The following is a 23776-nucleotide window of genomic DNA, read 5'->3' as shown; positions in this document are numbered from 1 at the left end:
ATCAAAAAAACACAAAACGAATGCACGATACTCTAATCTTTTGATACTGCTCTTATATTTTTTACGTTCTCACCTGCGAGTTGGATTAACTATTTTCTTTTTTACTCTAAAAAAATAAAAAACCCCGGCTTAACCAATAGGCTAAACTGGGGCTATTTTCACAATTTAATTCACATAAACGCAGAAGCCTTAAAGGATTTGTCCCCGCGCGATTTCAACGAACCGATCCACATCAGACTGACTTGAATTAAAGGACATGACCAAACGAACCAGAGATCTTTTTTTCCCTGGCAGCATTTCATAAAATTCAAAACCTGCTTCCTTCAAGGCACTGATCATGGCCCTTGGCATCGTTAGAAAAAGTATATTTGCTTCTACAGGATGTACGAATTCAATCGAGGTGATACCAGACAGTCCCATCTCCATACGCTTCGCCATATCATTGGCTTGCATGGCATTTCTTTGCCATAAATTATTGTCCAGATAAGCAGTCAGTTGAGCAGACAAAAAACGCATTTTTGAAATAAAATGCCCGCCGCGTACGCGCCTGTTTTCAAGTTCTTTTACATTTGGCTTTCCAAAAAACACAACTAGCTCAGCGCCCATTGCTCCGTTTTTGGTCGCCCCGAAAGAAAGAACATCGACCCCGGAACGCCACGTAAGATCAGCGGGCGAGCAATTGGTCCCGACAACAGCATTGGCAAACCGGGCACCATCCATATGAACCTTGAGATCATTTTCTCTGGCAACTTCTGCAATCGCCATAATTTCATCGGGCCGATAAAGTGTTCCAGCCTCAGTTGTTTGGGTCAGGCTAACCAAACTGGGCTGCGTATGACGTGGAACACCGCGCCCAAAAATTGCGTCTTTCAGCGACTGTCCCGTAAACTTACCATGATCCCCGGGTAAAGGAATGAGCTTTGCGCCACCCGAATAAAATTCAGAAGCGCCACATTCATCAGTATTGATATGCGCTTCTTTATGGCAATAAATCGTGCCATAGGCTGGGGTTAAATAAGAGATAGGTAAAACATTGGCCGCTGTCCCACTAATAACAGGGAACACCGTCACATCTGTCTCGAAGATTTCAGCAACTTTATCTGATAAGCCATCTGTCCACTTATCCGCGCCATAGCTCATCGCTGCATGATCATCATTCGCTTTGACCATTACATCCATAATTTCAGGCGAAACACCTGTGACGTTATCTGAGGCAAAGTTCGTCATACTGCCTGTTCCATCTATTCTTTAATCAACTTTTTAAAATACATTTAGCTATCTTATTGAGGATATCAGTTGCCTGAAATATCAATCTGCCAGCCACCTATTTTGGTGCCATTGCTACTGTCATAAATATCCACACGCTGACAATCGCGTGTTAGTTCGCCATCAAAACGGAAAAGAACCGTATTCCCTCGTAATTGCGCATCAGCCAAGCGGCACCCTGCGGGAATTTTCACCTCGATAGAACCAAAGCTCTGCCCCGAAACTTTCAAGTCCTTGCCGATAACCTGCGCTTCAGAAACTATTTCAGCTTCATTGGTTTCTTTTGATAGAGTTCCATCGCTTAGCCTTGTCGAAATTGTATAAATAACAACGGCAAAACCAACAACCAGAAGAATAGTCATTATCGCAACGGCTATCTTAATAGCTTTCATCTTAATCAACCCACGAGTAAAAGGAAGTCATGTAATAAGCGAGCAAAGCCTGTTCGGCAAGCCAGAGCAGTCTGTAAAGAGAAGCCAATACGAGGAAAACATGCCAGATAACGGCAATAACACTGATCATCCACAGATCTACAATTTGATCGTTTCAGATGCAGAAAAAAAACAACGCCTCGACCGCTTTCTCGTGAACCACCTTCCTGATCTGTCCAGAAGCCGGTTGCAAGCGCTTATTTCTGAAAACTGCCTCGCCATTGACGAAGCCATAATTGAAACACCGAATTACCGTTTAAAGCCGGGTCAAAAATTAACACTGACCGTTCCCTTAGCAGCTGATCCAGAACCGATAGCACAAGATATCCCGCTCGATATTATATATGAAGATCCTTACCTTCTTATTGTAAATAAACCATCAGGTATGGTTGTTCATCCCGCCCCAGGAAACAGCGATGGCACGTTGGTCAACGCCCTGCTCTATCATTGCGGAGATGATTTCAAAGGCATTGGGGGCGTACGTCGCCCCGGCATTGTGCACCGTATTGACAAGGACACCAGCGGCTTAATGGTTGTCGCTAAAACGGACGAATGCCATCAGGGTCTGGTACAGCTTTTTGCCACACACGATATAGAACGTAGCTATAATGCAATTGTATGGGGATTTCCCAAGCCCGCTGCGGGTCAAATTCAAGGAAATATTGGCCGTAGCCCAAAGAACAGAAAGAAGATGGCGGTTGTACAGAGGGGCGGAAAAACGGCTGTAACCCACTATAAAACCTTGGACGTACTTTCTAATGGCGCGGCAAGTATAATAGAGTGTCGCTTGGAAACAGGGCGCACCCATCAAATTCGCGTCCACATGACCCACATAGGCCACCCGCTTCTCGGCGACCCCCTATACGGCAGTCAAAGCCAAAGCAGGCACAAAAACCTTCCCGAAGAAGCACAGGTGCTAATGAAAACTTTCAATCGACAGGCGTTACACGCCAAAACACTTGGATTTGTTCACCCCATAACAAAAGAAAACCTTTCTTTTTCCAGTGAACTATCAAGAGATTTGAAAGATTTGATTATTAGTTTATAATAATTAAAAATCGCATTTAGAATTAAGTTACCTCTTGTGCACCGCGGCATGACACACCATATCTAGCATCATGCAGAGAATTGCCGTTGTGAGCATCGCATCATAACTAGCTACGAAAAGGGGAACGTAAAATGGTATCATCAAAAATCCCAGCCCTGACACCAGAGGGAAACCTATCGAGATATCTTCAGGATATCCGTAAGTTTCCTATGCTAGAGCAGAATCAGGAATACATGCTCGCCAAACGCTGGCGTGAACATGACGATACAGATGCCGCACACACACTTGTGACCAGCCATTTGCGTCTCGTTGCAAAAATTGCAATGGGCTATCGCGGATACGGACTACCCGTTTCGGAACTAATTTCCGAAGGCAACGTCGGCATGATGCAGGCCGTAAAACGCTTTGACCCGGAAAAAGGTTTCCGTCTCGCCACGTATGCAATGTGGTGGATCAGAGCATCAATCCAAGAATACATCCTTCACTCTTGGTCTCTCGTCAAAATGGGGACAACCGCTGCGCAGAAGAAGCTGTTTTTTAACTTGCGCAAACTTAAGGGGCAAATGTCAGCTATTGATGAAGGTGATCTGTCACCTGAACAGGTAACTCATATCGCCGACACCCTCAAAGTTTCAGAGAACGATGTGGTTCAGATGAACCGCCGCCTTGCCGGTCCGGATAACTCTTTGAATGCTCCCTTACGCATTGATGGTGACGGAGAGTGGCAAGACTGGTTGGTTGATGAAACAGAAAGCCAAGAAGTTCAATTTGCAGAGTCTGAAGAGCTCACAAAACGTCGGGCTTTACTTGAAGATGCATTGCAAACACTGAATGAGCGGGAAAGACATATCCTTCAAGAACGTCGTTTAAAAGACAACCCTACGACACTAGAAGATCTTTCTCATGTTTATGACATCAGTCGTGAACGCGTCAGACAAATCGAGGTCCGTGCGTTCGAAAAATTGCAAAAAGCGATCAAGAATGCTGCCATCGAACAAAAGTTAGCCATTTCATAGGTCAACATAAAACACAAAAAAGCCAGTTGGATACGTCTAGCTGGCTTTTTTATTGTCCAGTAAGACAGTCTTTCCCAAACACCGCAGTCTCCTAATAAAAATTTGCTGGAAAATAACGTTTTGAAAAGCTAATTTCCAAAATCAATTTATGAAAAGAAAAACAAGGCTCGTCATGACCTCTTCTGAAAAGACATTCGAAGACAACCTTCCCAAATGGATGTGGTTATGGCTACCTATCATTCTGGTATTAATTCTGTTGGTGACAGGACTTGTTCTACCAGGTCAGGTCTATAGTGACTGGATCGGTAACGAACGGACAGGAATACTGGAAACCTCTCATGCAATTATTCCAGCCATATCTTTTCTATTGGCTTTGCGTATCATTTTTCACCCAAAGGTGCCGACGTTTTCTTTCCTCTGGTTTTGGATTTTACTTGCTGCGTTGGGCAGCTTTTATATGTCCGGGGAAGAAGCGAGTTGGGGGCAGCACTGGTTCCAATGGGATACATCTGACGAATGGTCAAAAATTAATGACCAAGGAGAAACCAATTTCCATAACACCAGCTCTTGGCTGGATCAAAAACCACGCACAATTCTGGAAATTGGCATCATTTTAGGTGGTATTATTCTCCCCTTTATTTTTCTGCGCAAGCCAAGCCTGAGAAACCATCCCTACGCTATTATTGTGCCAACACTGGTTTTACTACCCACTGCGATTATTGCTGAAACCACACGCATGACAGAACGGCTATTTGCCGCTTTGGATGTGCCTTTTCGTTTTTTTCAAAGGGCAAGTGAAGTCCAGGAACTCTTTTTCGCCCTTTTTGTTCTTTATTATTTAATCATGATTTTAAAGAGAGTGAAAAGACTCAACTGACTTCTTGCTCTTGAGGTTCAGTATCTTGCTCAGGCGTAGTAGCACTCACCGATTGCTTAACGCCGTCTCCCCACGCCTCGACAAGATCATCCTGATAGCGGCGAATGGCTTTAATCTTGCCATCGGTTGAGATGCTTAAATAGCTGGAAACAAAAATCGGTGTTCCCAGATAAAGAATCCATCCTAAGCCCGCTGCACCATATGCAATCATCATGTTCCAGGGATCAGAAATTGCGCTGAAAGCACCATCAAAGGATTGTCCCCGCTCCCAAAGTTCCATTAATGGAGGAAGAACCCCGCAAAAATTTGGCAAACCTATCGTAACTGTAAAATAGCGATGCGGGTTGCGGTCAATTACATAAACGACCAAACTCGGCACCATTAATACCGCAAGCAAAATTGCAGACGGCATTAATACCGCAGCAAGCACAAGCAAAACGAGAAGAAGAAGTACGCGACTCATTTTATCCTCTAAAAAACCCAGGCGATTGTCATACCAACCAATGCCAAGCTGGAACATAAGCCGGAAATTACCGCCGAGGTCTTCTCACTTACAAGTTGGACATTTTCATTTGAAACAAGGCCACCCTGCTCAAGCCAAGTTGCTTGGGCTTCTAGGTTAGAAAAAATCATCTGCGCTTGATCAAAACCTGTTTGATCCTGATCCTTGATTTGAGAATTATCCAAAATTGACTGTAATATTGTTAATTTTCCTTCGGTCGTCGCATTTTCAACCGCTTCACGAAGCTGTTTGCGAAAAGCCGTATTATGAAAATTCTCCACTGAATCTATCAATAAGTTCGCCATATGAGCCGATAACGCGGGTAAATTGGGTGGCCCGAACTGTTTTTGCATATCTGCCAAAATTCTTAACGAAGCCCCATTATAAACATCCCTGTCAAAAGGATCTTCAAACCGCTTTAACAGAGCATCAAAATTTCCACGCATATTGTTCATGGCAAAGGCAAGTATATGCCGGTCAACTGGTGCCCCCTCTATTCGACCAGAAGCAACCATATTCTCTAACGCTGGTAATAGATTTTTAATATCATCAACATAATGGTCCCCAACCAAAGGAGACATACAAGGCCAGCCCTCGTTACCGGCATAGACCGCCCGCTCCATCCCATATCCCGGAACCATGCTTTTTACATTTTGGGCCAAGTGCTCAATCTGTTTAATGATGGCAATAAATTCAGGCTTGGTTCTGGTTTGTGAGGTCACCCAAGCTTGGGATAGCTTCATCCTGATAACATCAAGAAACTGCTCTACCTTACCCGGCTCAAAAAATTCCAATGCAATCGCTTGCGCGATGGCGTCGACACGAACGGCAACATCTTTGTATATAATCGGTGCCGCTGGATCTAATGCCATGATAGAAGCTGAAACGGCCCTGTCATCCCCGCTTCCTGTTGATGCCAAGGCACTTGACGTCCGTTCAGCAAGAACGATTAAATCCCCCATATCTTCATTGGACAGCGCACGTCGAACCCAGGAATCTAGATGATCAGATGAAATCAACTTCTTACTCTCTGACCAATTTAACCTCATCGCATTGGCAAGCATTGGTGCAGTTAGATAGTCTTTCCCAGCAAAAGAGATTGATCTAACAGCCTTTGGAGGTAACGGAACCTGTTTAGGGCTTAAATGACGACCATTAGCCCACATTTCAATGTCTGGCATAGCCCAACGCTCATAGGGGTCATCACTCAATAATCCGCGTAAAGGCTCCATCAATTTAAGAGGTACGCGGGTTTGCCCCACCAATGCACCATAAGACCCAAGCTTTATTTTCGCCTCAATAATTTCTGCGTCGGACTTCCCCTTGAGAAGAGAGCCCCCCATCGCGACTTCCGCCAAGAGAACACCAAATGAGTAAAAATCATCAAGTACACCACCCTCACCGCGTCCCGAAGGTAACGCCATACCCGAATCAATTGGCTCGTAGAGCACAGGTTGTGCGTAGGCCGCAGGGGTTGAAAGGCACTCACCCAACATTGCCCTGCCATCAGATGCTACGAAAATATTTTCAGGGCGAATGGCACGGTGCATCAGTGTTCTGGAAGAAAGCTCTCTCAGGGCGGGTAATAAATTATGTATAAACCCATTAATAATTGTTTCTTCGTCCATTTTCGGAACAAGCTGGCCCGCTTCTGGGATCAGACGAGTTCCGGAAGGCCGTTCATACACAAGAACGAAACGACGAACATTATCTTCGGGGAAGATTACCGTCCCAGAACCAACAGGTGTCATCATCACCGGGCAGCTAACACGGCTCATCAACCGGATCATAGAAAACCGGGGTGCAGCTTCCTTCTGACAGATCAACGCAAAAAGAGAATTATTGCCCTTAAGACTGGCCGCTGCGATCGCCAGCGTTCCCGGTGATTGTAATTCAGGCAGACGTTCAGCAGGAAGAAGCCGAAACTTACCTTCGAATTCTACAGGTTGCTGTAAATGTGCCAATTCGTTGGCAATTTCTTTGATATGAGTAGGCATTACTTCCTCAACCTGAGAACAGGCCCCCCGGCCTTCACAACACAAAAGATGAATACTGTTCTAGAGCTATAACAGAGAAAGGTAAAAAAGATAGTTAACAAAAAATATATAACGCCTACGAGAGCGTAAAAAATAAAAGCACTCCCCAGTGTCAGAGAAGTGCTTTTATTAAAAGACTTTATATAGTCCAGATTAGATTTTTATGGTTTAGGATGAAAAGGATCCTGAACCAAAATAGTATCATCACGTTCCGGACTTGTTGACAGCAAAGCCACAGGAACATCAATAAGCTCTTCGATACGACGGATGTATTTAATCGCTGTCGCAGGAAGATCAGCCCAGGAACGAGCACCATATGTGCTGTCGTCCCAACCTTCGAGTGTTTCATAGATCGGCTCTACTTTAGCCTGCTTGCTCGCAAGTGATGGCAAGTGATCGTACTCTTCACCATCGATACGGTAACCAACACAGACCTTAAGCTCTTTAAAACCATCAAGAACATCAAGTTTGGTTAGGGCAATACCTGTAATACCACCAACCTTACATGCTTGGCGCACCATAACAGCATCAAACCAGCCACAGCGGCGTTGGCGACCTGTTACAGTACCAAACTCGTGCCCACGCTCACCCAGACGTTGCCCGACATCATCAAACAATTCTGTTGGGAAAGGGCCAGAACCTACGCGAGTTGTATAAGCTTTGGTGATACCCAGAACATAGCCAACAGAACTTGGACCAACACCAGATCCAGCAGAAGCCTGACCAGAAATCGTATTCGATGATGTCACGAATGGATAGGTACCGTGATCAACGTCCAACATAGCGCCTTGGGCACCTTCGAAAAGAACGCGTTTATCTGTTTTGCGGCATTCTTCAAGACGTTGCCAAACAACATCAACAAAGGGAAGAATTTTTGGCGCAACTTCCAAAAGCTTCTCAACAACGCCAGCGCCATCAATTTCAGGCTGGTTTAAGCCTCTGAGCAGAGCATTGTGGTGCAGCAATAGTGCATCTACACGTTCTTTCAGGAAGTCGGCATCTGCCAAGTCACAAATACGAATAGCACGACGGCCAACTTTGTCTTCATAAGCTGGGCCGATACCACGGCCTGTTGTACCAATCTTGGCATCACCCTTTGCAGCAGCTTCACGCGCACGATCGACTTCACCATGCAGTGGCAAAATAAGAGCTGCATTTTCTGAAACTTTTAGATTCTCGGGCGTAAGTTCAACGCCCTGCTCGCGCAGACGATCCATCTCAGCCAAAAGAGCCCAGGGGTCAACAACAACGCCGTTACCAATGATGGACATTTTACCTTTACGGACGATACCAGAAGGTAAAAGAGAAAGTTTATAAACTTCGCCATCAATAACGAGTGTATGACCCGCGTTGTGACCACCTTGGAAACGAACGACAACGTCCGCTCTTTCAGAAAGCCAATCAACAATTTTACCTTTACCTTCGTCTCCCCATTGGGAGCCGACAACAGCAACATTAGACATGTCAGTTATTTCCTAACTCATGTATGTGATCATCCTCTAAGAGATGACTACAGGACAAACGCAGCGCTTCCGCGCGATCATTCTCGACAGGTCCAAGACCCGAAATTGTTATCCAACCCTGCGCGCGCAATGCGGCACCTTCATCACGCCGTGTTCCATGAGGAAGAAAAATACGGCGTGCTATTTTTGGCTTTGGCAGGGCTCGTAAAACTGTATCCATAAAGAGGGTAAAACCAGTGGCAGGCTCAGTAATATTATCAACACTCACTGAATCATACCGTCCTCCACGTCCCAATTCCCCCCGGACCCCTTTGGCAAAAAAGATAAAGCTGGTTCCTGTGTGATATTCAAAACCACGGTGTTCAACCAGATCCAAGGTTACCGTTAGCTCTGGGGCAGATTCAGCAACCAATTCAACCACATCAACAAGTTTGGAAAATTCGTCTGCAGCCACACCAGAAAAACCTAATTTTCGAGCAGATTCAATAACGTGTTGAGCCGAACCCGCGGCGCTTAAAAGCTGTCGGAAGAAACCCGCGTTTTCACCCGCGATCTTTTCAACTTCAGCTGCATCCTTACGATCCAAAGCAATCCGTAATTCCAGCGCCTGCTCGGCTTCATAGCCAAACTCTTTTGCAATAGCGGGAACGAGCGTTGGCAGATTGATATCAACACTTAGGTCTTTGACACCAATAGTTTCAAGCGCCGTGACAGCGGCCAAAATAACTTCAGCATCGGCCGTGTTGTCAGTAATACCGATCAGCTCGCCGCCAACTTGTGTAAACTGTCTTTCAGGACGAAGCTGGCTACCCGTTACTTGCAGAACATCGCCGCCATAACAAAGGCGCAATGGTCTCGGTGCATTCTGCAGACGTGATGCTGCAATTCGGGCGACCTGAGGGGTGATATCTGCACGTACCCCCATCATGCGATGGCTTGACGGGTCCATAAGGCGGAAAATTTGGTCAGACAGGGTTTCGCCAGCGCCTGAAAGCAACGCATTTTCAAACTCCAACAATGGGGGTTTGATGCGGTCATAACCTTCAGATGAAAAACTATCTATAAGACGGCGCACTACTTCGGCTTCGTGCGCGGCGGCAGGCATTAATAAGTCCTGCAAGCCAGCTGGCAATAAAGCCTGGTTCCCATTCTTTTTCATGGTATGCGTTCCGGGTCGTTTTTAAGCTCATACGATGCGAAAAAACCTGCCGTGACCGAGAAAAGGTCTAACCTTGGGCTCTTTCGGTGATTGACTACAGGTTTTACTCTCCAAGAGCAACCTGATTCCCTGATTCAAGGCTGAAAAGTTACTCTTTTCTGTCAATAATCAAAAAATATGTCGTAAATTCAGTATCCTGATAATTCCCCCCAAGAGTTCAAAAAGAAGGCTGTGGGAACGTCCCACAGCCTACTTATTATGCTTTATGCAAAATCAGAGCTTAATTATAATAGCGTTTCAGCTTAGAAGTTAAGTTGCACAACCTGCTTGGTCTGCGGAAGTTGTTTGACCTTGTCTAACTGTGCCGCATCCAGAGGACTATCCAGTTCAACAAGAGCAATCGCATCCTGTCCAGGTGCTGTTCTTCCCAGATGGAACGTCGCAATATTCACATCTGCTTCGCCCAACTGCATACCCAGTGCCCCGATATATCCGGGCGTATCTTCGTTGGTCAGATAAAGCATATGTTTACCAAGCTCCGCCTCTATTTCGATACCTTTAATATTCACCAGACGCGGACGTTTGCCACCAAAGAGCGTCCCTGCGACAGAACGTTCACCTTTTTCGGTTGTTACCGTCAGACGGATTAATGTCTGGAAGTCGCAATCACGTTCATGTTTGGCTTCGCTGACATCAATATTCCGTTCTCTTGCAATAATAGGAGCGCTGACCACATTCACTGAATCCATAATCGGAGCCAAAAGGCTGGCAACAATTGTCTGCGTCAACGGACGGCAATTAAAGGAAGCAACGGAGCCTTCATAGTCGATCTTGATCGCTTTCAGACCTGTCCGTGTAAGCTGCCCCGCAAAGCTACCCAACTGTTGCGACAACGCCATATAAGGTTCCAGCTTATTAAACTCTTCCGCAGTCAGAGACGGCATGTTCAACGCATTGGTTACCGCACCCGTCAGCAAATAATCAGAAAGTTGCTCAGCAACCTGCAAGGCAACATTCTCCTGCGCTTCAGCAGTTGACGCCCCCAAATGTGGTGTCGCAACAAAGTTCGGTGCTCCAAAAAGAACAGAGTCCTTTGCTGGCTCAACCTCGAACACATCACTCGCTGCACCGGCAACATGGCCGCTTTCCAAGGCATCTTTAAGGTCAGCTTCAACAACCAGACCACCACGGGCGCAGTTAATAATGCGGACACCTTTTTTGGTTTTCGCCAGCGCCTTGGCATCAATAATTCCCTTGGTTTGATCCGTCAGAGGAACATGAAGCGTGATAAAATCGGCACGCGCCAAAAGCTCGTCCAGCTCAACTTTTTCAACGCCGAGGTCCTTGGCGCGTTCAGGTGAGAGAAAAGGATCAAAAGAAATCACTTTCATCTTCAATCCCTGTGCACGGTCAACAACAATAGAACCGATATTTCCACAACCAATTACGCCCAGAGTTTTGGCTGTTAACTCAGATCCCATAAAACGGGATTTTTCCCATTTACCAGCTTGTGTTGATTCGTTTGCTTCCGGAATTTGTCGGGCAGCAGCAAACATCATCGCAATTGCATGTTCAGCCGTGGTAATGGAGTTACCATGAGGTGTGTTCATAACAACAACACCTTTGGCAGAAGCGGCGTCGATATTGACGTTATCAACACCAATACCCGCACGTCCAACAACTTTCAAATTATTCGCAGCTTCCAAAACCTTTGGCGTTACTTTTGTAGCGGACCGGATAGCCAGACCATCATAGTCACCAATTATGGCAATCAATTCTTCTTCGGAAAGACCAACTTTAGTATCAACTTCAACGCCACGATCGCGAAAGATATCTGCGGCTTTCGGGCTTAACTTATCACTTATGAGTACTTTAACCATTTTTCCAACACTCTATTCGAATTCTGTACGTACTTGCTCTATTGCCCAATCCAACCAGGGCAACAAAAGCTCGATGTCTGAGGTTTCAACTGTGGCACCACCCCAAATGCGCAAGCCCGCCGGTGCATCACGATAAGCACCGATATCAAGCGCGGCATTTTCTTCTTCCAACAATGCTGCAAGTCTTTTGGCCGCTTTGGCCTGCGCATCATCAGAAAGGGCTGTGAACCAGTCAGCCGTTACCTTCAAGCAAACGGATGTTGTTGAGTTTGTCGATGTGTCTTCAGCAAGAAAGGCAGCCCAATCACTTTTGGAAACCCAATCCGAAATGACTGCAAAATTTGCATCGCAACGACCAACCAGACCTTCTAGGCCACCCACACTTTCAGCCCAACCAAGAGAATCCAGTGCATCTTCGACGCATAACATCGAAGGCGTATTAATAGTGGCTCCAGTGAAGATCGATTCGTTTAATTTTCCACCTTTTGTTAAACGGAAAATCTTAGGCATCGGCCAAGATGGCTCGTGGTTCTCAAGCCGTTCAACAGCACGCGGACTGAGCGCGATCATGCCGTGAGCACCTTCTCCCCCCAGAACTTTTTGCCACGACCACGTTGTGACATCCAGCTTATCCCAGGGTAAAGGCATCGCAAAAGCAGCTGATGTTGCATCGCAAATAGAAAGTCCCGCACGATCAGAACTGATCCACTCTCCATTAGGCACACGAACACCAGAGGTCGTACCGTTCCAGGTAAAGACCACATCACGATCCCAAGAAACTTGTAATAGATCAGGTAATTTCCCGTAATCGGCTTCAAAAGTACGTACATCATTGAGTTTCAGTTGTTTGATTACGTCTGTAACCCAACCTTTGCCAAAACTTTCCCATGACAGCATATCTACTCCCCGTGGTCCGAGAAGAGACCACAGTGCCATTTCTACGGCACCAGTATCGGAAGCTGGGACAATTCCGACACGATAATCTTCGGGGATACCAAGGATTTTGCGTGACTTTTCGATCACTTCCGCGAGCTTGGCTTTTCCGCCTTTTGCGCGATGAGATCTTCCATGCCAGCAAGAGCCTAGTGAATCCAAAGACCAACCAGGACGCTTGGAACAAGGCCCGGATGAAAATCTTGGATTTAAGGGACGTTCACTAGGTTTTTCTTTCATTGGACATTTTACTCCAGTATGGCAGTTTTTTTTAACTACACGAAACAAACCACCCTATAAGCTAGGGTCGCAAACCGACTTTTTCAGGTCGCGGACGCATCATAAACATATTGCACCGCAAAATGCTTCCTTTTATTTGCCTGATTTTCACAGAAATGAAATTTTTGCATAAGCACAGCATTGTAGTCAGTGCTATTCCAGAATATTTTCTATATACTTAGTAATTAACTTCGCAAAGTTAGGTGGCCAAAGCAGGGTGGGAATGAATACCGATCAATTTATCGTTTTTGCCATTATAGGTCTCGCATTAATTTTATTTATATGGGGCCGAATAAGGTACGATGTTGTTGCAATGATGGCACTTATTGGATCTGTGATCCTTGGTGTTGTCCCTGCGGATACAGCCTTTGAAGGATTCGGGCATCCTGCGGTAATTACGGTTGCCGCCGTTTTGATCATCTCACAGGCATTGCGTAATTCGGGTATCGTCGAGTTGGCAACTCGTTTTCTAGAGCCTGCTGCGGGACATCCCACACTTCACATACTGGCACTGACCACCGTTGTTGCCATTTGCTCCGCATTCATGAACAACGTCGGCGCACTCGCCCTCATGTTACCAATAGCAATCGGCAGTGCTTACAACAGTAAAAGGCCCACAAGTGAAGTCCTGATGCCCCTCAGCTTTGGTTCATTACTTGGCGGCCTCACGACATTGATCGGTACGCCACCAAACATCATCATCTCAAGTTTTCGGCAGGCAGAAACCGGGCAAGGCTTTGCCATGTTCGATTTTTTACCCGTTGGGCTTGGTGTCGCCTTAACAGGCATTCTTTTTATCTCTGTCGTGGGTTGGCGCCTGCTGCCCAAAAGAGCTGTAAACAACAGCGAGAATGAAAGCCTTTTCCAGATTGAAGACTATATAGCCGAAGTCCGAATTCCGGAGAATTCACCTTATGTGGGACACCGTCTTGTTGATTTGGAAACACTGGCTCAGGGTAACGTCGCTGTCGTAGCCTTGGTTCGACGCGAAGATCGTATGCTCGCACCTTCTGGCTATATGCGCCTTAAGGCCGGGGACATTCTAACGCTCGAATCCGATACGGATACTCTCCAACGGGTTGTCGACGAAGCTAACCTAGAACTTGTTGGCTCTGCGGATGACAGTTCTCAAGACCTTCAATCAGATCGCGTTGGCGTATTAGAGGCCGTGGTCACACCAGGCTCTAGACTAGAAGGTCGGACAGCACATAACATGCAATTACATACCCACCATGGCATTAATACTCTTGGCGTTGCCCGACAAGGGCAGCCCGTCAACGAACGAATTGGACGTGTTCGCTTTATGCCTGGTGATGTTCTTCTCATTCAAGGTATCAGAGAAGAAATGCCTGAAACTTTCGCGTCTCTGGGGCTTTTGCCTCTTGCAGAAAGAGAGCTTTCCTTAATCCCAAAACGGGGATCAATCGTTGCACCTCTTCTATTCGCAATTGCAATTCTGCTGGTCGTCTTTGGTATTTTGCCCCCCCAAATTTCTTTTCTCGGTGCTGTTGGCACTATGGTTTTGTTGGGTGAACTCAACCTCAAAGAACTGTACGAATCTGTGGACTGGTCAATTATCGTGCTCTTGGCAGCAATGATCCCTGTCGGGCTAGCCTTGGAAACATCGGGAGGCACCGCCATGATTGCCTCACCGCTTGTATCATTGAGCGCACATATTCCTGTCTGGGCCATCATGGGATTATTGATTTTCATAACCATGATTTTATCTGATGTCATGAATAATGCTGCGACAGCGGTACTGATGGCCCCTATTGGTATTTCTATTGCGAATGGTTTGGGTGTGAATGTTGACACTTTCCTGATCGCAATCGCAATCGGAAGCTCATCGACCTACTTAACCCCCATCGGGCATCAATCCAATTTGCTTGTTATGGGACCGGGTGGATATAAATTTGGCGACTACTGGCGCATGGGACTTCCACTAGATATCATTATCCTTGTGGTGTCTGTGCCTCTTATCCTCTGGATATGGCCGCTCTAAAAGGTATAGGACATTTTCATAACATTAGTGATTTCATCAAATTCAGTCTGTAGAAAGCCTGAGTTTTTGTAGAGCTTGATCGCGTGATCCATTTGCCCCCGGACAGTTTCAAGTAAAATTGAGCGTGCCTTTTGTTCCGCGGCAAAATCCAAAACTCTATTGATAAGGGCCTGTCCTGTATTGTGACCCCGCCCGGACGGTTCAATCCAAAGGCGCTTCAGCTCATAACAAGCCGCCTCTTTGAACTTTACACCAACAACACCGACAGCTTCACCCTCAATAGATTTTACAATCCATAACCGACCATTAGGCAGCGAATAACGTTTATCGATTTCATCCAGTTCTTTCTCAAATCCTTCGAAACAAGGACATGCTTGCGCCCACTTCTCATAGTTCTTGAAAAGCCGCACAACAGAAGAAAAATCCTCAGGTGATGTTACTATTTCGATATTCATGCCTATGATCTCTTTTTGAACCAACCGGATACACTATAGATAGATTACCCCCTTGAGATAAAGTATTGCCGTTCCCGTTAAAAGAATTCGATCTCCACAATCCTCTATCTCAAGGACACCACCTCGCTTAGAAACCTGCTTGGCAATCATTGTCGACTTACCAAGCACGCCTTTCCAATAAGGAGCACAAACAACATGCGCTGAGCCAGTTACAGGATCTTCCGGAATACCACAATGCGGGCCAAAGTATCTGGCAACGTAATCATAATTACGGCTGGTTGATGTAATGATCAAACCATCCCCAGGCAGTTCGGCAACTTTGTCAAAGTTTGGCTCAACGGCAAGAACACTTTCTTCGTCATCGAGTACAGCCATTAGCTTACTTGATATATAGGTTGCTTGCGGGCGCACACCAATCGCCTCTTCAACCATCGAAATGCCATCGAAAGGTGACGGGCTGCGAGACGGAAAATCAAGCGTGTATTGCCCATCGCGACAGGCAACCTTCAGCACACCGCTTTTGGATTCAAATGAAATTTCTTTGGTTGCTTGATCCTGTTCAGTGGCAATCACATGTGCTGTCGCCAAAGTAGCATGGCCACAAAGATCAACCTCGGTTGTCGGCGTAAACCAGCGCAAATGATACCCCTGTTGTGTCGGAACAAAGAAGGCCGTTTCAGACAGATTGTTCTCTGCTGCGATTTTAAACAACAGATCATCCGGTAACCATTCGGTCAGGGGACAAACAGCCGCCGGATTCCCACTAAAAAGCTGCCCCGTAAATGCGTCTACTTGGTACAGTGGAATTTCCATCATTATTCAGACCTTCTCTTTCCTATCTTGCTGGCTCGATCTTATTCTCTGCCTCAATCTTTTTCATGGCATCTTCAATCGCCTTCAAAGACTGATTAATATCTTGGCGTGTTATCTTCCATGATGATACTGAAAGCCTAAACGCATTGTGACCTTTCCAGACCGTGGGGCCAAACCAGCACGTGCCATCTTGTTGAACCGTTTCAATTAGGGCTTCTGTTTTCTCTACGCTATCCCAGGAGATCACGATTTGATTGAGAACAACATCGTTCAAAATGTTTAATCCCAAAGCTTCCAGACCTTTTGCAAAATACTGAGCTAAATCACAACAACCGGAAATCAGGTCATCAAGCCCTTCGCGCCCCAGAAATTTGAGCGCTGCCCATATATCAATACCCCGGGCACGTTTGGAAAACTCCGGAATATAACTTTGCGATGCCCCATCCCGTTCCTTCAGATAAGCAGCAGAAACTGACATTGCACCATGAAGGGCATCATCATCCCGGCAAATGATAAGACCTCCGTCATAGGGCGTGTTTAACCATTTATGCCCATCAGCAGCCCAGGAATCAGCCTTTTCGATACCTTTGGTTAAATGCGCTCGAGATACCGAAGACCTCGCCCAAAGACCAAAGGCACCATCCACATGTACCCAGGCATCGACCGCATGGGCACGATTACAAATCTCATCAATAGGATCAAAGGCACCGCTGTTCACATTCCCTGCTTGCGTACAAACGATTGTTTGGTCGTCCAGTACCGGTAACTTGCTGATATCAATAGCCCCGTTAGCATCGGTTGCGACTTTAATAACCCTCTTCTTTCCCAAGCCCAGCATAGACAACGCTTTAAGTACCGTGACATGGACTTCATCACTCACAACAACCTTGATTTCAGGTGCCCCAAAAAGACCATCTTCTTCAACGTTCCATCCGTGTTTTTTCAAAATCTTATGCCGCGCAGCCGCCAAAGCGGTGAAAGTTGCCATTGTCGCCCCGGTCACAAAACCAACCGCGGATTGCTCTGGTAAATCCAAGATATCCAAAAGCCATTGCGTTGTTACTTTTTCAATTTTGTCGGCCACAGGCGATGTCACCTGAGAAGACGCAACCTGATCCCAAGCAGTTGCCATCCAGTTGGCACCAACCGTGACAGGTAAACTACCCCCGACGACAAAACCGAAATACCTGCTCCCGGCAGATGCGACAGTCGCAGGGGACCCCACCTCATCCAATTGTTTTAAGATATCATTGGGATCATGCCCCTTCTCAGGAAATGGCTCCTCAAACTGGCTAAGCGCCTTAAGATCATGATCAGACGGAAAGACTCTTTGGCTATCAACCTCAGAAAGATATCTTTCACCTCTTTCATAAGCATTACGTAACAATTCACGAGACATTGTCTTCCCCTTCCCCTGTACATCACCCGATCAACCGCACCTTAAGAAATTGAAAATAAATAAATTATTTAAAGCAGAGCGAACAATTGCATAAAAACTACATATTGTCTCAGTTATATCTTGCCTAATTAGGGGGTCAATCATTACATTGTCACCATGACAAATTGGCTTCCAAAAGTAAAATTCGGGGCAGGTCCTCGCTATATGGCAATTGCTGACGCCCTTTCCGAAGATATTCGAAACGGCTTCCTGCAACAGGGTGATCGTCTTCCGACGCACCGTGATCTTTCCTGGCATCTTGGTGTCACTGTTGGAACGGTCAGTCGCGCCTATGCCGAAGCTGAACGTCGGGGACTTACATTTGGTGAAGTTGGACGTGGCACTTTTGTTCACGGACCATCCGCCGCTGAACGTCACATGCTTAATCAATCGAGATTTAAAGATCACAATTTAATCCAGATGGATTTTGCTTATCCGCCCCCAGGAGACGTTGAAGAAAAGGAAATGTCATCAACGCTGCAAAGCATCTCTACCGACCCGGAAATTTCAACTCTGCTTAGCTATCAACCCCATTCCGGGCTGGCTCACCATCGTGAAGCTGGCGCTAAATGGTTTGATATGAACGGCCTCACGGTTGAGCCGGATAACGTAATTCTCACCGCAGGTGCTCACCACGCCATAGCCGTCGCTATGGCAGCACTAGCGCGCCCGGGTGATCGCGTCTTATGTGAAGAAATGACCTATCCCGGCATACAATCGGTATGCAGGATGCTTGGACTGCGTCTTGATGGTCTTGAAATGGATGAACACGGTATTTTACCAAAAGCCTTTGAGGAAGCCTGTAAAGCAGGTGACGTAAAGTTCTTATACTGCGTGCCTAATTTTCAAAATCCAACAACACGCTTGCTCCCCATGGAACGTCGGCAAGCCATAGCCGACATTGCACGGCGTTACAGAGTTTCAATCATCGAAGATGATGTTTTTGGTCTTGTTGCTGAAAACGCTTTACCCCCTATTACAAACCTAGCTCCAGAGCGTTGTTATTACATCAGCTCCCTGGCGAAAACGATCGCCCCTGGCTTGCGTGTTGGTTTTCTGACAGGTCCGCAACACAGTATTTCCAGTCTAGTCGCAGCAGTTCGTGCTACTTGTTGGATGGCTTCCCCTGTTACCGCTGAAATTGCAACAAGATGGATCATGAGTGGGTCTGCAGATAAAATTCTGGAAGGTAGAAAAAAGAGCGCACGACGCCGTGTTGAAATTGCCAGAGAGATCTTTGCCGACTACGAGATGGAAAGCGAAACATTGGGTATCTATGTCTGGCTTCACCTACCCGCACCTTGGAGATCCAGCCAGTTTACCCATGCAGCCAACAGAGCTGGTGTAACCATCTCTGCCTCTGAAGCCTTTATCGTTGGGCGAAAAGCCCCGCCACATGCCGTCAGGATCTGTCTGGGCCAACCCGGTTCAGAAGAAAAGTTGATCAGAGGATTAGACATATTGGCCGGGATATTAAAAAAAGGTCCCGACGTCGGCACGTCTGTCTTTTAAACAAGTGGCGTACGGCCACCTGTCTAAAACATTTTAGGTGATATATTCAAAACCTAACAAACACGTTTGGAAACCCAATTACGTTACGTTAGAGATTGTATCTGAAATCTCGGACACAACAGTAGTCACAAGATCAGAATCTTCGCCTTCAGCCATAACCCGGATAAGAGGCTCGGTTCCGGACTTACGAATAAGGACACGCCCCTTGCCATTAAGCTGAGCTTGCCCGGCTTTTATGGCATCTTGTACCTTGCCCATACCTAACACATCATCCAGCGGCACACCGCTCGTAATGCGAACATTCTTCAGTAACTGCGGTAACGGGGTAAACCCGCGAACAACTTCACTTGCTGGACGATCAGCCCTGATAACCGCAGCCAAAACCTGTAGTGCTGCAATTAAGCCATCACCGGTCGTTGTGTGATCGCTGATCACCATATGACCGGATTGCTCACCCCCAAGATTGTACCCCTGCTCACGCATGGTCTGAACCACATAGCGATCTCCGACGGGAGTACGAATAAGCTCTAACCCAAGGTCATTCAGATATGTTTCCAGCCCCATGTTGGACATAACCGTTGCAACAACGCCGCCCCCCTTGAGAAGCTCACGCGCGTGGAGGGTCTTGGCAATGATTGCCATCACCTGATCGCCATCGACAATTTGCCCGTGCTCATCAGCCAGAATCAAACGATCGGCGTCTCCATCAAGGGCAATGCCAATATCCGCACCGTGCGCGACAACTGCTTCCTGCATCAAAGTAGTCGCCGTCGCACCGCAATCCCGATTGATATTAAAGCCATCAGGCGTCACCGCCACGGGGATAACGTCAGCACCCAGTTCATAAAGAACAGTTGGCGCAACCTTGTATGCTGCTCCATTGGCGCAGTCGATAACAACTTTCATTCCATCCAGACGCAAATCCTTTGGAAAGGTATTTTTAACAAACTCAATATATCGCCCCGATGCATCGTCCAGACGCCGTGCACGCCCCAGCTTAGTACTCGACGCGAGGGGAATTGACTTGTTGTCCTGTAGACGCGCTTCAATTTTAGCTTCGACATCATCGGATAGTTTAAAACCATCTGGGCCGAATAGCTTGATCCCGTTGTCTTCAAAGGGGTTATGGGATGCCGAAATCATGACCCCCATATCCGCCCGCATAGAGCGGGTCAGCATCCCAACAGCAGGTGTTGGTACAGGTCCCAGAAGAACAACATCCATACCAACGGAAACAAAACCTGCGGTTAATGCTGGCTCCAGAAGATAGCCGGACAAACGTGTATCTTTACCGATCACGACTGTATGGCGATGATTACCGCGTTGGAAATGTGCCCCAGCAGCTTTGGCAACAGCCAGTGCAATTTCAGCTGTTACAGGCTCTTCATTCGCTTTTCCACGAATACCATCTGTTCCAAAGTATTTACGGCTCATCTCTTTTTTATAACTCCAACACCAACACTAATATTTTTAAATACTCTTTTTACACAGCCTGTCTTATAGCCTGTCCGATTGCAAAGGCCTGACTTGTCTCTGCCACATCATGAACCCGGTACATTTGAACACCACGATCCAACCCCGCTAAGGCACAGGCAAGTGATCCTGCCACACGATCTTTTGGTTCTTCGCCTTGTGACAACTTACCTATGAAACTCTTACGGCTCACCCCAAGCAAGATCGGGCATCCGATGCCATGCAAAAGAGATAAAGTATCCAATAATCTAAGATTATGATCCACAGTTTTCCCAAAGCCAATACCTGGATCAACTGCAATCATATCTTTTGGAATACCAGCTTCCAAACACGCCTGAACACGCGATTGCAAATAATCATAAATATCCAGAGCAACATCCTGATAGAGCGGATTTGCCTGCATCGTTTCAGGGGTTCCCTGCATATGCATCAAAATAACAGGTACTTTTGCGTTGGCAGCAGCTTCCAGACTTTCCGCATCACCTTCCAACGCCGTGACATCATTGATAATAGCGGCACCAGCCTGCACGGCCTCTGTCATCACCTTTGCATGTCTGGTATCGATTGAAACCAAGGCTCCTGCTTCGGCGAGCTTTTCGACAACAGGAATAACCCGCCTCAACTCTTCGTCCAACGAAACGGGATCAGCACCTGGTCGCGTTGATTCCCCACCGATATCAAGAATTGTCGCGCCCTTGTCAATCATCCGCAAACCATCACCAACGGCTGTACCAGTAGAATAACGATCCCCGCCATCAGAAAAGGAGTCGGGCGTGACGTTAATGACAGCCATAACATGGGGCCTAGACATATCCAGCCCCGCAAAAGAAGACCTTGGTTTCCCCAAAGTCGCCAAGAGATCAGATGCCGTAGAAGTTAGGTCCGTATGGTTATTATCCGTTAACCACGGCAAAATCTCCGAAGTGGGCAGAACATGACGCTCACGAATTTCTCTGGAAGAAACCCTTATCGTCACTTCCGCAGCAGCAAAGCTGTTGCCATTCCCCATAAAGGGCAATGCCTTGCCAACAGAGCTTTGGGTGGAAGATATTCCAACCGGGCGAATATAGAGTTTATGTGACATGAGATACCTGTGGATATCTGTGTAAAACACCAAGGCCCCACAGAATGCGAGGCCTTGGTTTTATTAAATCAACATGACAGAAAAACGATCAGCTTTCAGGCTGAGGTTCTGGTGTTGCACCACCCTTGTCATCTTCTTCGTCATCGCGATGAACTTTTCCACTCTTTGGAACTGAAGTACGAGGTACATCAGAGCCATGATCAGAATTACTATCATCACTACGATCAATCTTGCCGTCTTTCAGAAGCTGTTTAACATCTTCACCAGATAGAGATTCATATTCCAAAAGTGCTTTGGTGATAAGTTCAAGTTGATCACGATGTTTTGTCAAAACATCACGAGCTTGCTTTTCAGCCGTCTCAATAATGCTACGCACTTCGTCATCAATCATCTTCTGGGTTTCACTGGAAACACTCAGGCCATTATCACCGCCGCCGCCATAGCTAAACGGATCATCCTGACGCGATACATAACGCAGGCGACCCAGCTTTTCGCTCATGCCGTAAACCATCACCATGGAACGGGCCATGTTTGTCGCTTGCTGAATATCATTTCCAGCACCCGTCGTAACATTATCTGCGCCATAGATAAGTTGTTCAGCTTCACGACCACCAAACATCATCGCAAGGCGCGCCTTCATTTCCATTACCTTATAGCCAAGGCGATCTCGCTCTGGCAGGTTCATGGTCACACCCAGTGACTGACCACGCGGAATAATTGTCACCTTATGAAGAGGATCATTGCCCTTAACATGAATACCGACAAGAGCATGTCCGGCTTCATGATAGGCTGTCATTTCTCGCTCTTCATCCGTCATGACCATCGAACGACGCTCAGCACCCATCATCACTTTGTCTTTTGCATCTTCAAAGTCAGACATCGTAACAACACGCTTACCTGAACGGGCAGCAAGCAAGGCAGCTTCGTTAACAAGGTTAGCCAAAGCAGCACCAGAGAAACCAGGTGTTCCTCGCGCAACAACACGCGCGTCAACATCCGGTGCCAAAGGAACTTTGCGTAGGTGAACCTTGAGAATTTTTTCGCGACCAAGAATATCAGGATTAGATACAGTAACCTGGCGATCAAAACGTCCCGGACGCAAGAGTGCAGCATCAAGAACATCAGGACGGTTCGTTGCCGCAATAATGATCACGCCTTCGTTTGATTCGAAACCATCCATCTCGACGAGAAGCTGGTTGAGTGTCTGTTCGCGTTCATCATTACCGCCGCCCATACCAGCGCCACGGTGACGACCGACAGCGTCAATCTCGTCAATAAACAGAATACACGGCGCATTCTTTTTACCCTGTTCAAACATATCGCGGACACGGCTAGCACCAACACCAACAAACATTTCGACAAAGTCAGAACCGGAAATAGTAAAGAAAGGCACATTTGCTTCACCGGCAATCGCCCGCGCCAACAACGTCTTACCTGTACCCGGAGGGCCAACAAGCAAACAACCTTTTGGAATTTTTCCGCCCAACCGCTGGAATTTTTGAGGATCTTTCAGGAATTCAACAATCTCCTGAAGTTCTTCTTTGGCTTCATCAATCCCTGCTACATCATCAAAGGTGACGCGCCCTTGCTTTTCCGTCAGCAGCTTAGCCTTGGATTTACCAAAGCCCATAGCCTTACCGCTATTTCCCTGCATTTGGCGGAAAAGGAAAATCCACACACCAATCAACAGGATCATAGGGAACCATGAAATCAGAATCTGTATCAGTGTAGATCCCTCTTCCTTTGGTATTGCTTTTACGATCACGCCAGCATCACGCAGCGTTTCAACAAGCTTGGGATCATCAGGCGCATAGCTAGAGAACTGACGTCCATCACTGGAAACACCTTTGATTTCACGCCCCTGAATAGTAACAGAGGTAACTTGCCCAGATTCGACCTGGGTTAGGAACTCAGAATAAGCTACCTGTTGTTGCCCGCTCTGAGACGACGGCCCCTGAAACAAATTGAACAGGGCAAACAAAAGCAGGGCCACTACAATCCATAGGGCTGCATTACGGCTGAAATTCAAGGTAACGACCTTCCAAAAAATCTGTGCTGCACCCAAACAGGTCCAGCGAAATGAATCACTTCTTCCTAGAAGATAATGCG

At 46.7% G+C, this 23776-nt stretch carries 19 protein-coding genes; 5 read left to right on the top strand and 14 right to left on the bottom strand.

From position 1 onward, the window contains the following. Positions 1-189: 189 nt before the first annotated feature. Together ACN0W5_RS04505 and ACN0W5_RS04500 are read right to left on the bottom strand one after the other, a co-directional pair. On the bottom strand, positions 190-1227 hold the full coding sequence (locus ACN0W5_RS04505) for a threonine aldolase family protein (protein WP_417453004.1): 1038 nt from the start codon (positions 1225-1227) through the stop codon (positions 190-192). A 65-nt stretch (positions 1228-1292) separates the two neighbouring features. After that, positions 1293-1658 (bottom strand): hypothetical protein, encoded by a 366-nt coding sequence (locus ACN0W5_RS04500; RefSeq protein WP_417453003.1) that lies wholly within the window; start codon positions 1656-1658, stop codon positions 1293-1295. A gap of 100 nt (positions 1659-1758) precedes the next feature. On the opposite strand from ACN0W5_RS04500, the gene ACN0W5_RS04495 reads away from it, so the two are divergent. From ACN0W5_RS04495 to ACN0W5_RS04485, 3 genes are all read left to right on the top strand, one after another. Beyond that, entirely contained in the window at positions 1759-2745 is a 987-nt protein-coding gene (locus tag ACN0W5_RS04495; protein WP_417453002.1) for an RluA family pseudouridine synthase, read from the top strand. A 131-nt stretch (positions 2746-2876) separates the two neighbouring features. Beyond that, complete coding sequence (gene rpoH / locus ACN0W5_RS04490) at positions 2877-3761, top strand: RNA polymerase sigma factor RpoH (protein ID WP_299379005.1); 885 nt, start codon at positions 2877-2879, stop codon at positions 3759-3761. Between the two features lie 172 nt (positions 3762-3933). Next, positions 3934-4638 carry a hypothetical protein gene (locus ACN0W5_RS04485; protein WP_299379007.1) on the top strand — a complete coding sequence of 235 codons (705 nt, stop codon included), beginning with the start codon at positions 3934-3936 and terminating at the stop codon, positions 4636-4638. Here the strand turns inward: ACN0W5_RS04485 and ACN0W5_RS04480 are convergent. The 6 genes from ACN0W5_RS04480 to ACN0W5_RS04455 form a co-directional block, all read right to left on the bottom strand. After that, positions 4631-5101, bottom strand: a complete 471-nt coding sequence (locus ACN0W5_RS04480; protein WP_417453001.1) for a hypothetical protein — start codon at positions 5099-5101, stop codon at positions 4631-4633. The two genes, ACN0W5_RS04485 and ACN0W5_RS04480, sit on opposite strands and share 8 nt — an antisense overlap. An 8-nt stretch (positions 5102-5109) precedes the next feature. Further along, entirely contained in the window at positions 5110-7137 is a 2028-nt protein-coding gene (locus ACN0W5_RS04475) for a hypothetical protein (RefSeq protein WP_417453000.1), read from the bottom strand. Between the two features lie 200 nt (positions 7138-7337). Further along, the gene (locus ACN0W5_RS04470; protein WP_299379012.1) at positions 7338-8639 is read right to left on the bottom strand and encodes an adenylosuccinate synthase; all 1302 of its coding nucleotides are present in this window, start codon (positions 8637-8639) and stop codon (positions 7338-7340) included. 1 nt (position 8640) lies between these two features. Further along, a complete protein-coding gene (locus ACN0W5_RS04465) occupies positions 8641-9798 on the bottom strand; it encodes an ATP phosphoribosyltransferase regulatory subunit (RefSeq protein ID WP_417452999.1) in 1158 nt (385 codons plus the stop codon). A gap of 302 nt (positions 9799-10100) precedes the next feature. Next, positions 10101-11678 (bottom strand): phosphoglycerate dehydrogenase, encoded by a 1578-nt coding sequence (serA, locus tag ACN0W5_RS04460; RefSeq protein ID WP_417452998.1) that lies wholly within the window; start codon positions 11676-11678, stop codon positions 10101-10103. A gap of 12 nt (positions 11679-11690) precedes the next feature. Next, a complete protein-coding gene (locus ACN0W5_RS04455) occupies positions 11691-12851 on the bottom strand; it encodes a phosphoserine transaminase (RefSeq protein WP_417452997.1) in 1161 nt (386 codons plus the stop codon). A 262-nt stretch (positions 12852-13113) separates the two neighbouring features. Between ACN0W5_RS04455 and ACN0W5_RS04450 the strand changes: the two genes are divergently transcribed. Continuing rightward, complete coding sequence (locus ACN0W5_RS04450; protein ID WP_417452996.1) at positions 13114-14892, top strand: SLC13 family permease; 1779 nt, start codon at positions 13114-13116, stop codon at positions 14890-14892. Here ACN0W5_RS04450 and ACN0W5_RS04445 read toward each other — a convergent pair. The 3 genes from ACN0W5_RS04445 to ACN0W5_RS04435 are packed head-to-tail and all read right to left on the bottom strand — an operon-like array spanning position 14889 to position 17559. Beyond that, positions 14889-15347 (bottom strand): GNAT family N-acetyltransferase, encoded by a 459-nt coding sequence (locus ACN0W5_RS04445; protein WP_299379023.1) that lies wholly within the window; start codon positions 15345-15347, stop codon positions 14889-14891. The genes ACN0W5_RS04450 and ACN0W5_RS04445 overlap by 4 nt on opposite strands. Before the next feature lie 33 nt (positions 15348-15380). Then, positions 15381-16163, bottom strand: a complete 783-nt coding sequence (locus ACN0W5_RS04440; protein WP_417452995.1) for a PhzF family phenazine biosynthesis protein — start codon at positions 16161-16163, stop codon at positions 15381-15383. A 19-nt stretch (positions 16164-16182) separates the two neighbouring features. Further along, on the bottom strand, positions 16183-17559 hold the full coding sequence (locus tag ACN0W5_RS04435; protein WP_417452994.1) for a pyridoxal phosphate-dependent decarboxylase family protein: 1377 nt from the start codon (positions 17557-17559) through the stop codon (positions 16183-16185). 204 nt (positions 17560-17763) lie between these two features. Here ACN0W5_RS04435 and ACN0W5_RS04430 point away from each other — a divergent pair, with 204 nt between their 5' ends. Beyond that, positions 17764-19110 (top strand): PLP-dependent aminotransferase family protein, encoded by a 1347-nt coding sequence (locus ACN0W5_RS04430; protein WP_299379029.1) that lies wholly within the window; start codon positions 17764-17766, stop codon positions 19108-19110. 78 nt (positions 19111-19188) lie between these two features. Here ACN0W5_RS04430 and glmM read toward each other — a convergent pair whose 3' ends face one another. The 3 genes from glmM to ftsH all read right to left on the bottom strand — a co-directional run bounded on the left by glmM (position 19189) and on the right by ftsH (position 23696). Beyond that, positions 19189-20544: a phosphoglucosamine mutase gene (glmM, locus tag ACN0W5_RS04425; RefSeq protein ID WP_417452993.1), complete on the bottom strand. Its 1356-nt coding sequence runs from the start codon at positions 20542-20544 to the stop codon at positions 19189-19191. A 49-nt stretch (positions 20545-20593) separates the two neighbouring features. Next, complete coding sequence (gene folP, locus ACN0W5_RS04420; RefSeq protein WP_417452992.1) at positions 20594-21667, bottom strand: dihydropteroate synthase; 1074 nt, start codon at positions 21665-21667, stop codon at positions 20594-20596. Positions 21668-21755: 88 nt separating this feature from the next. Further along, on the bottom strand, positions 21756-23696 hold the full coding sequence (gene ftsH / locus ACN0W5_RS04415; protein ID WP_417452991.1) for an ATP-dependent zinc metalloprotease FtsH: 1941 nt from the start codon (positions 23694-23696) through the stop codon (positions 21756-21758). Between the last annotated feature and the right edge of the window lie 80 nt (positions 23697-23776).

Source organism: Kiloniella sp. (assembly GCF_048270245.1).
GTDB lineage: Bacteria > Pseudomonadota > Alphaproteobacteria > Kiloniellales > Kiloniellaceae > Kiloniella.
This window is presented reverse-complemented; position numbering and strand designations above follow the sequence as displayed.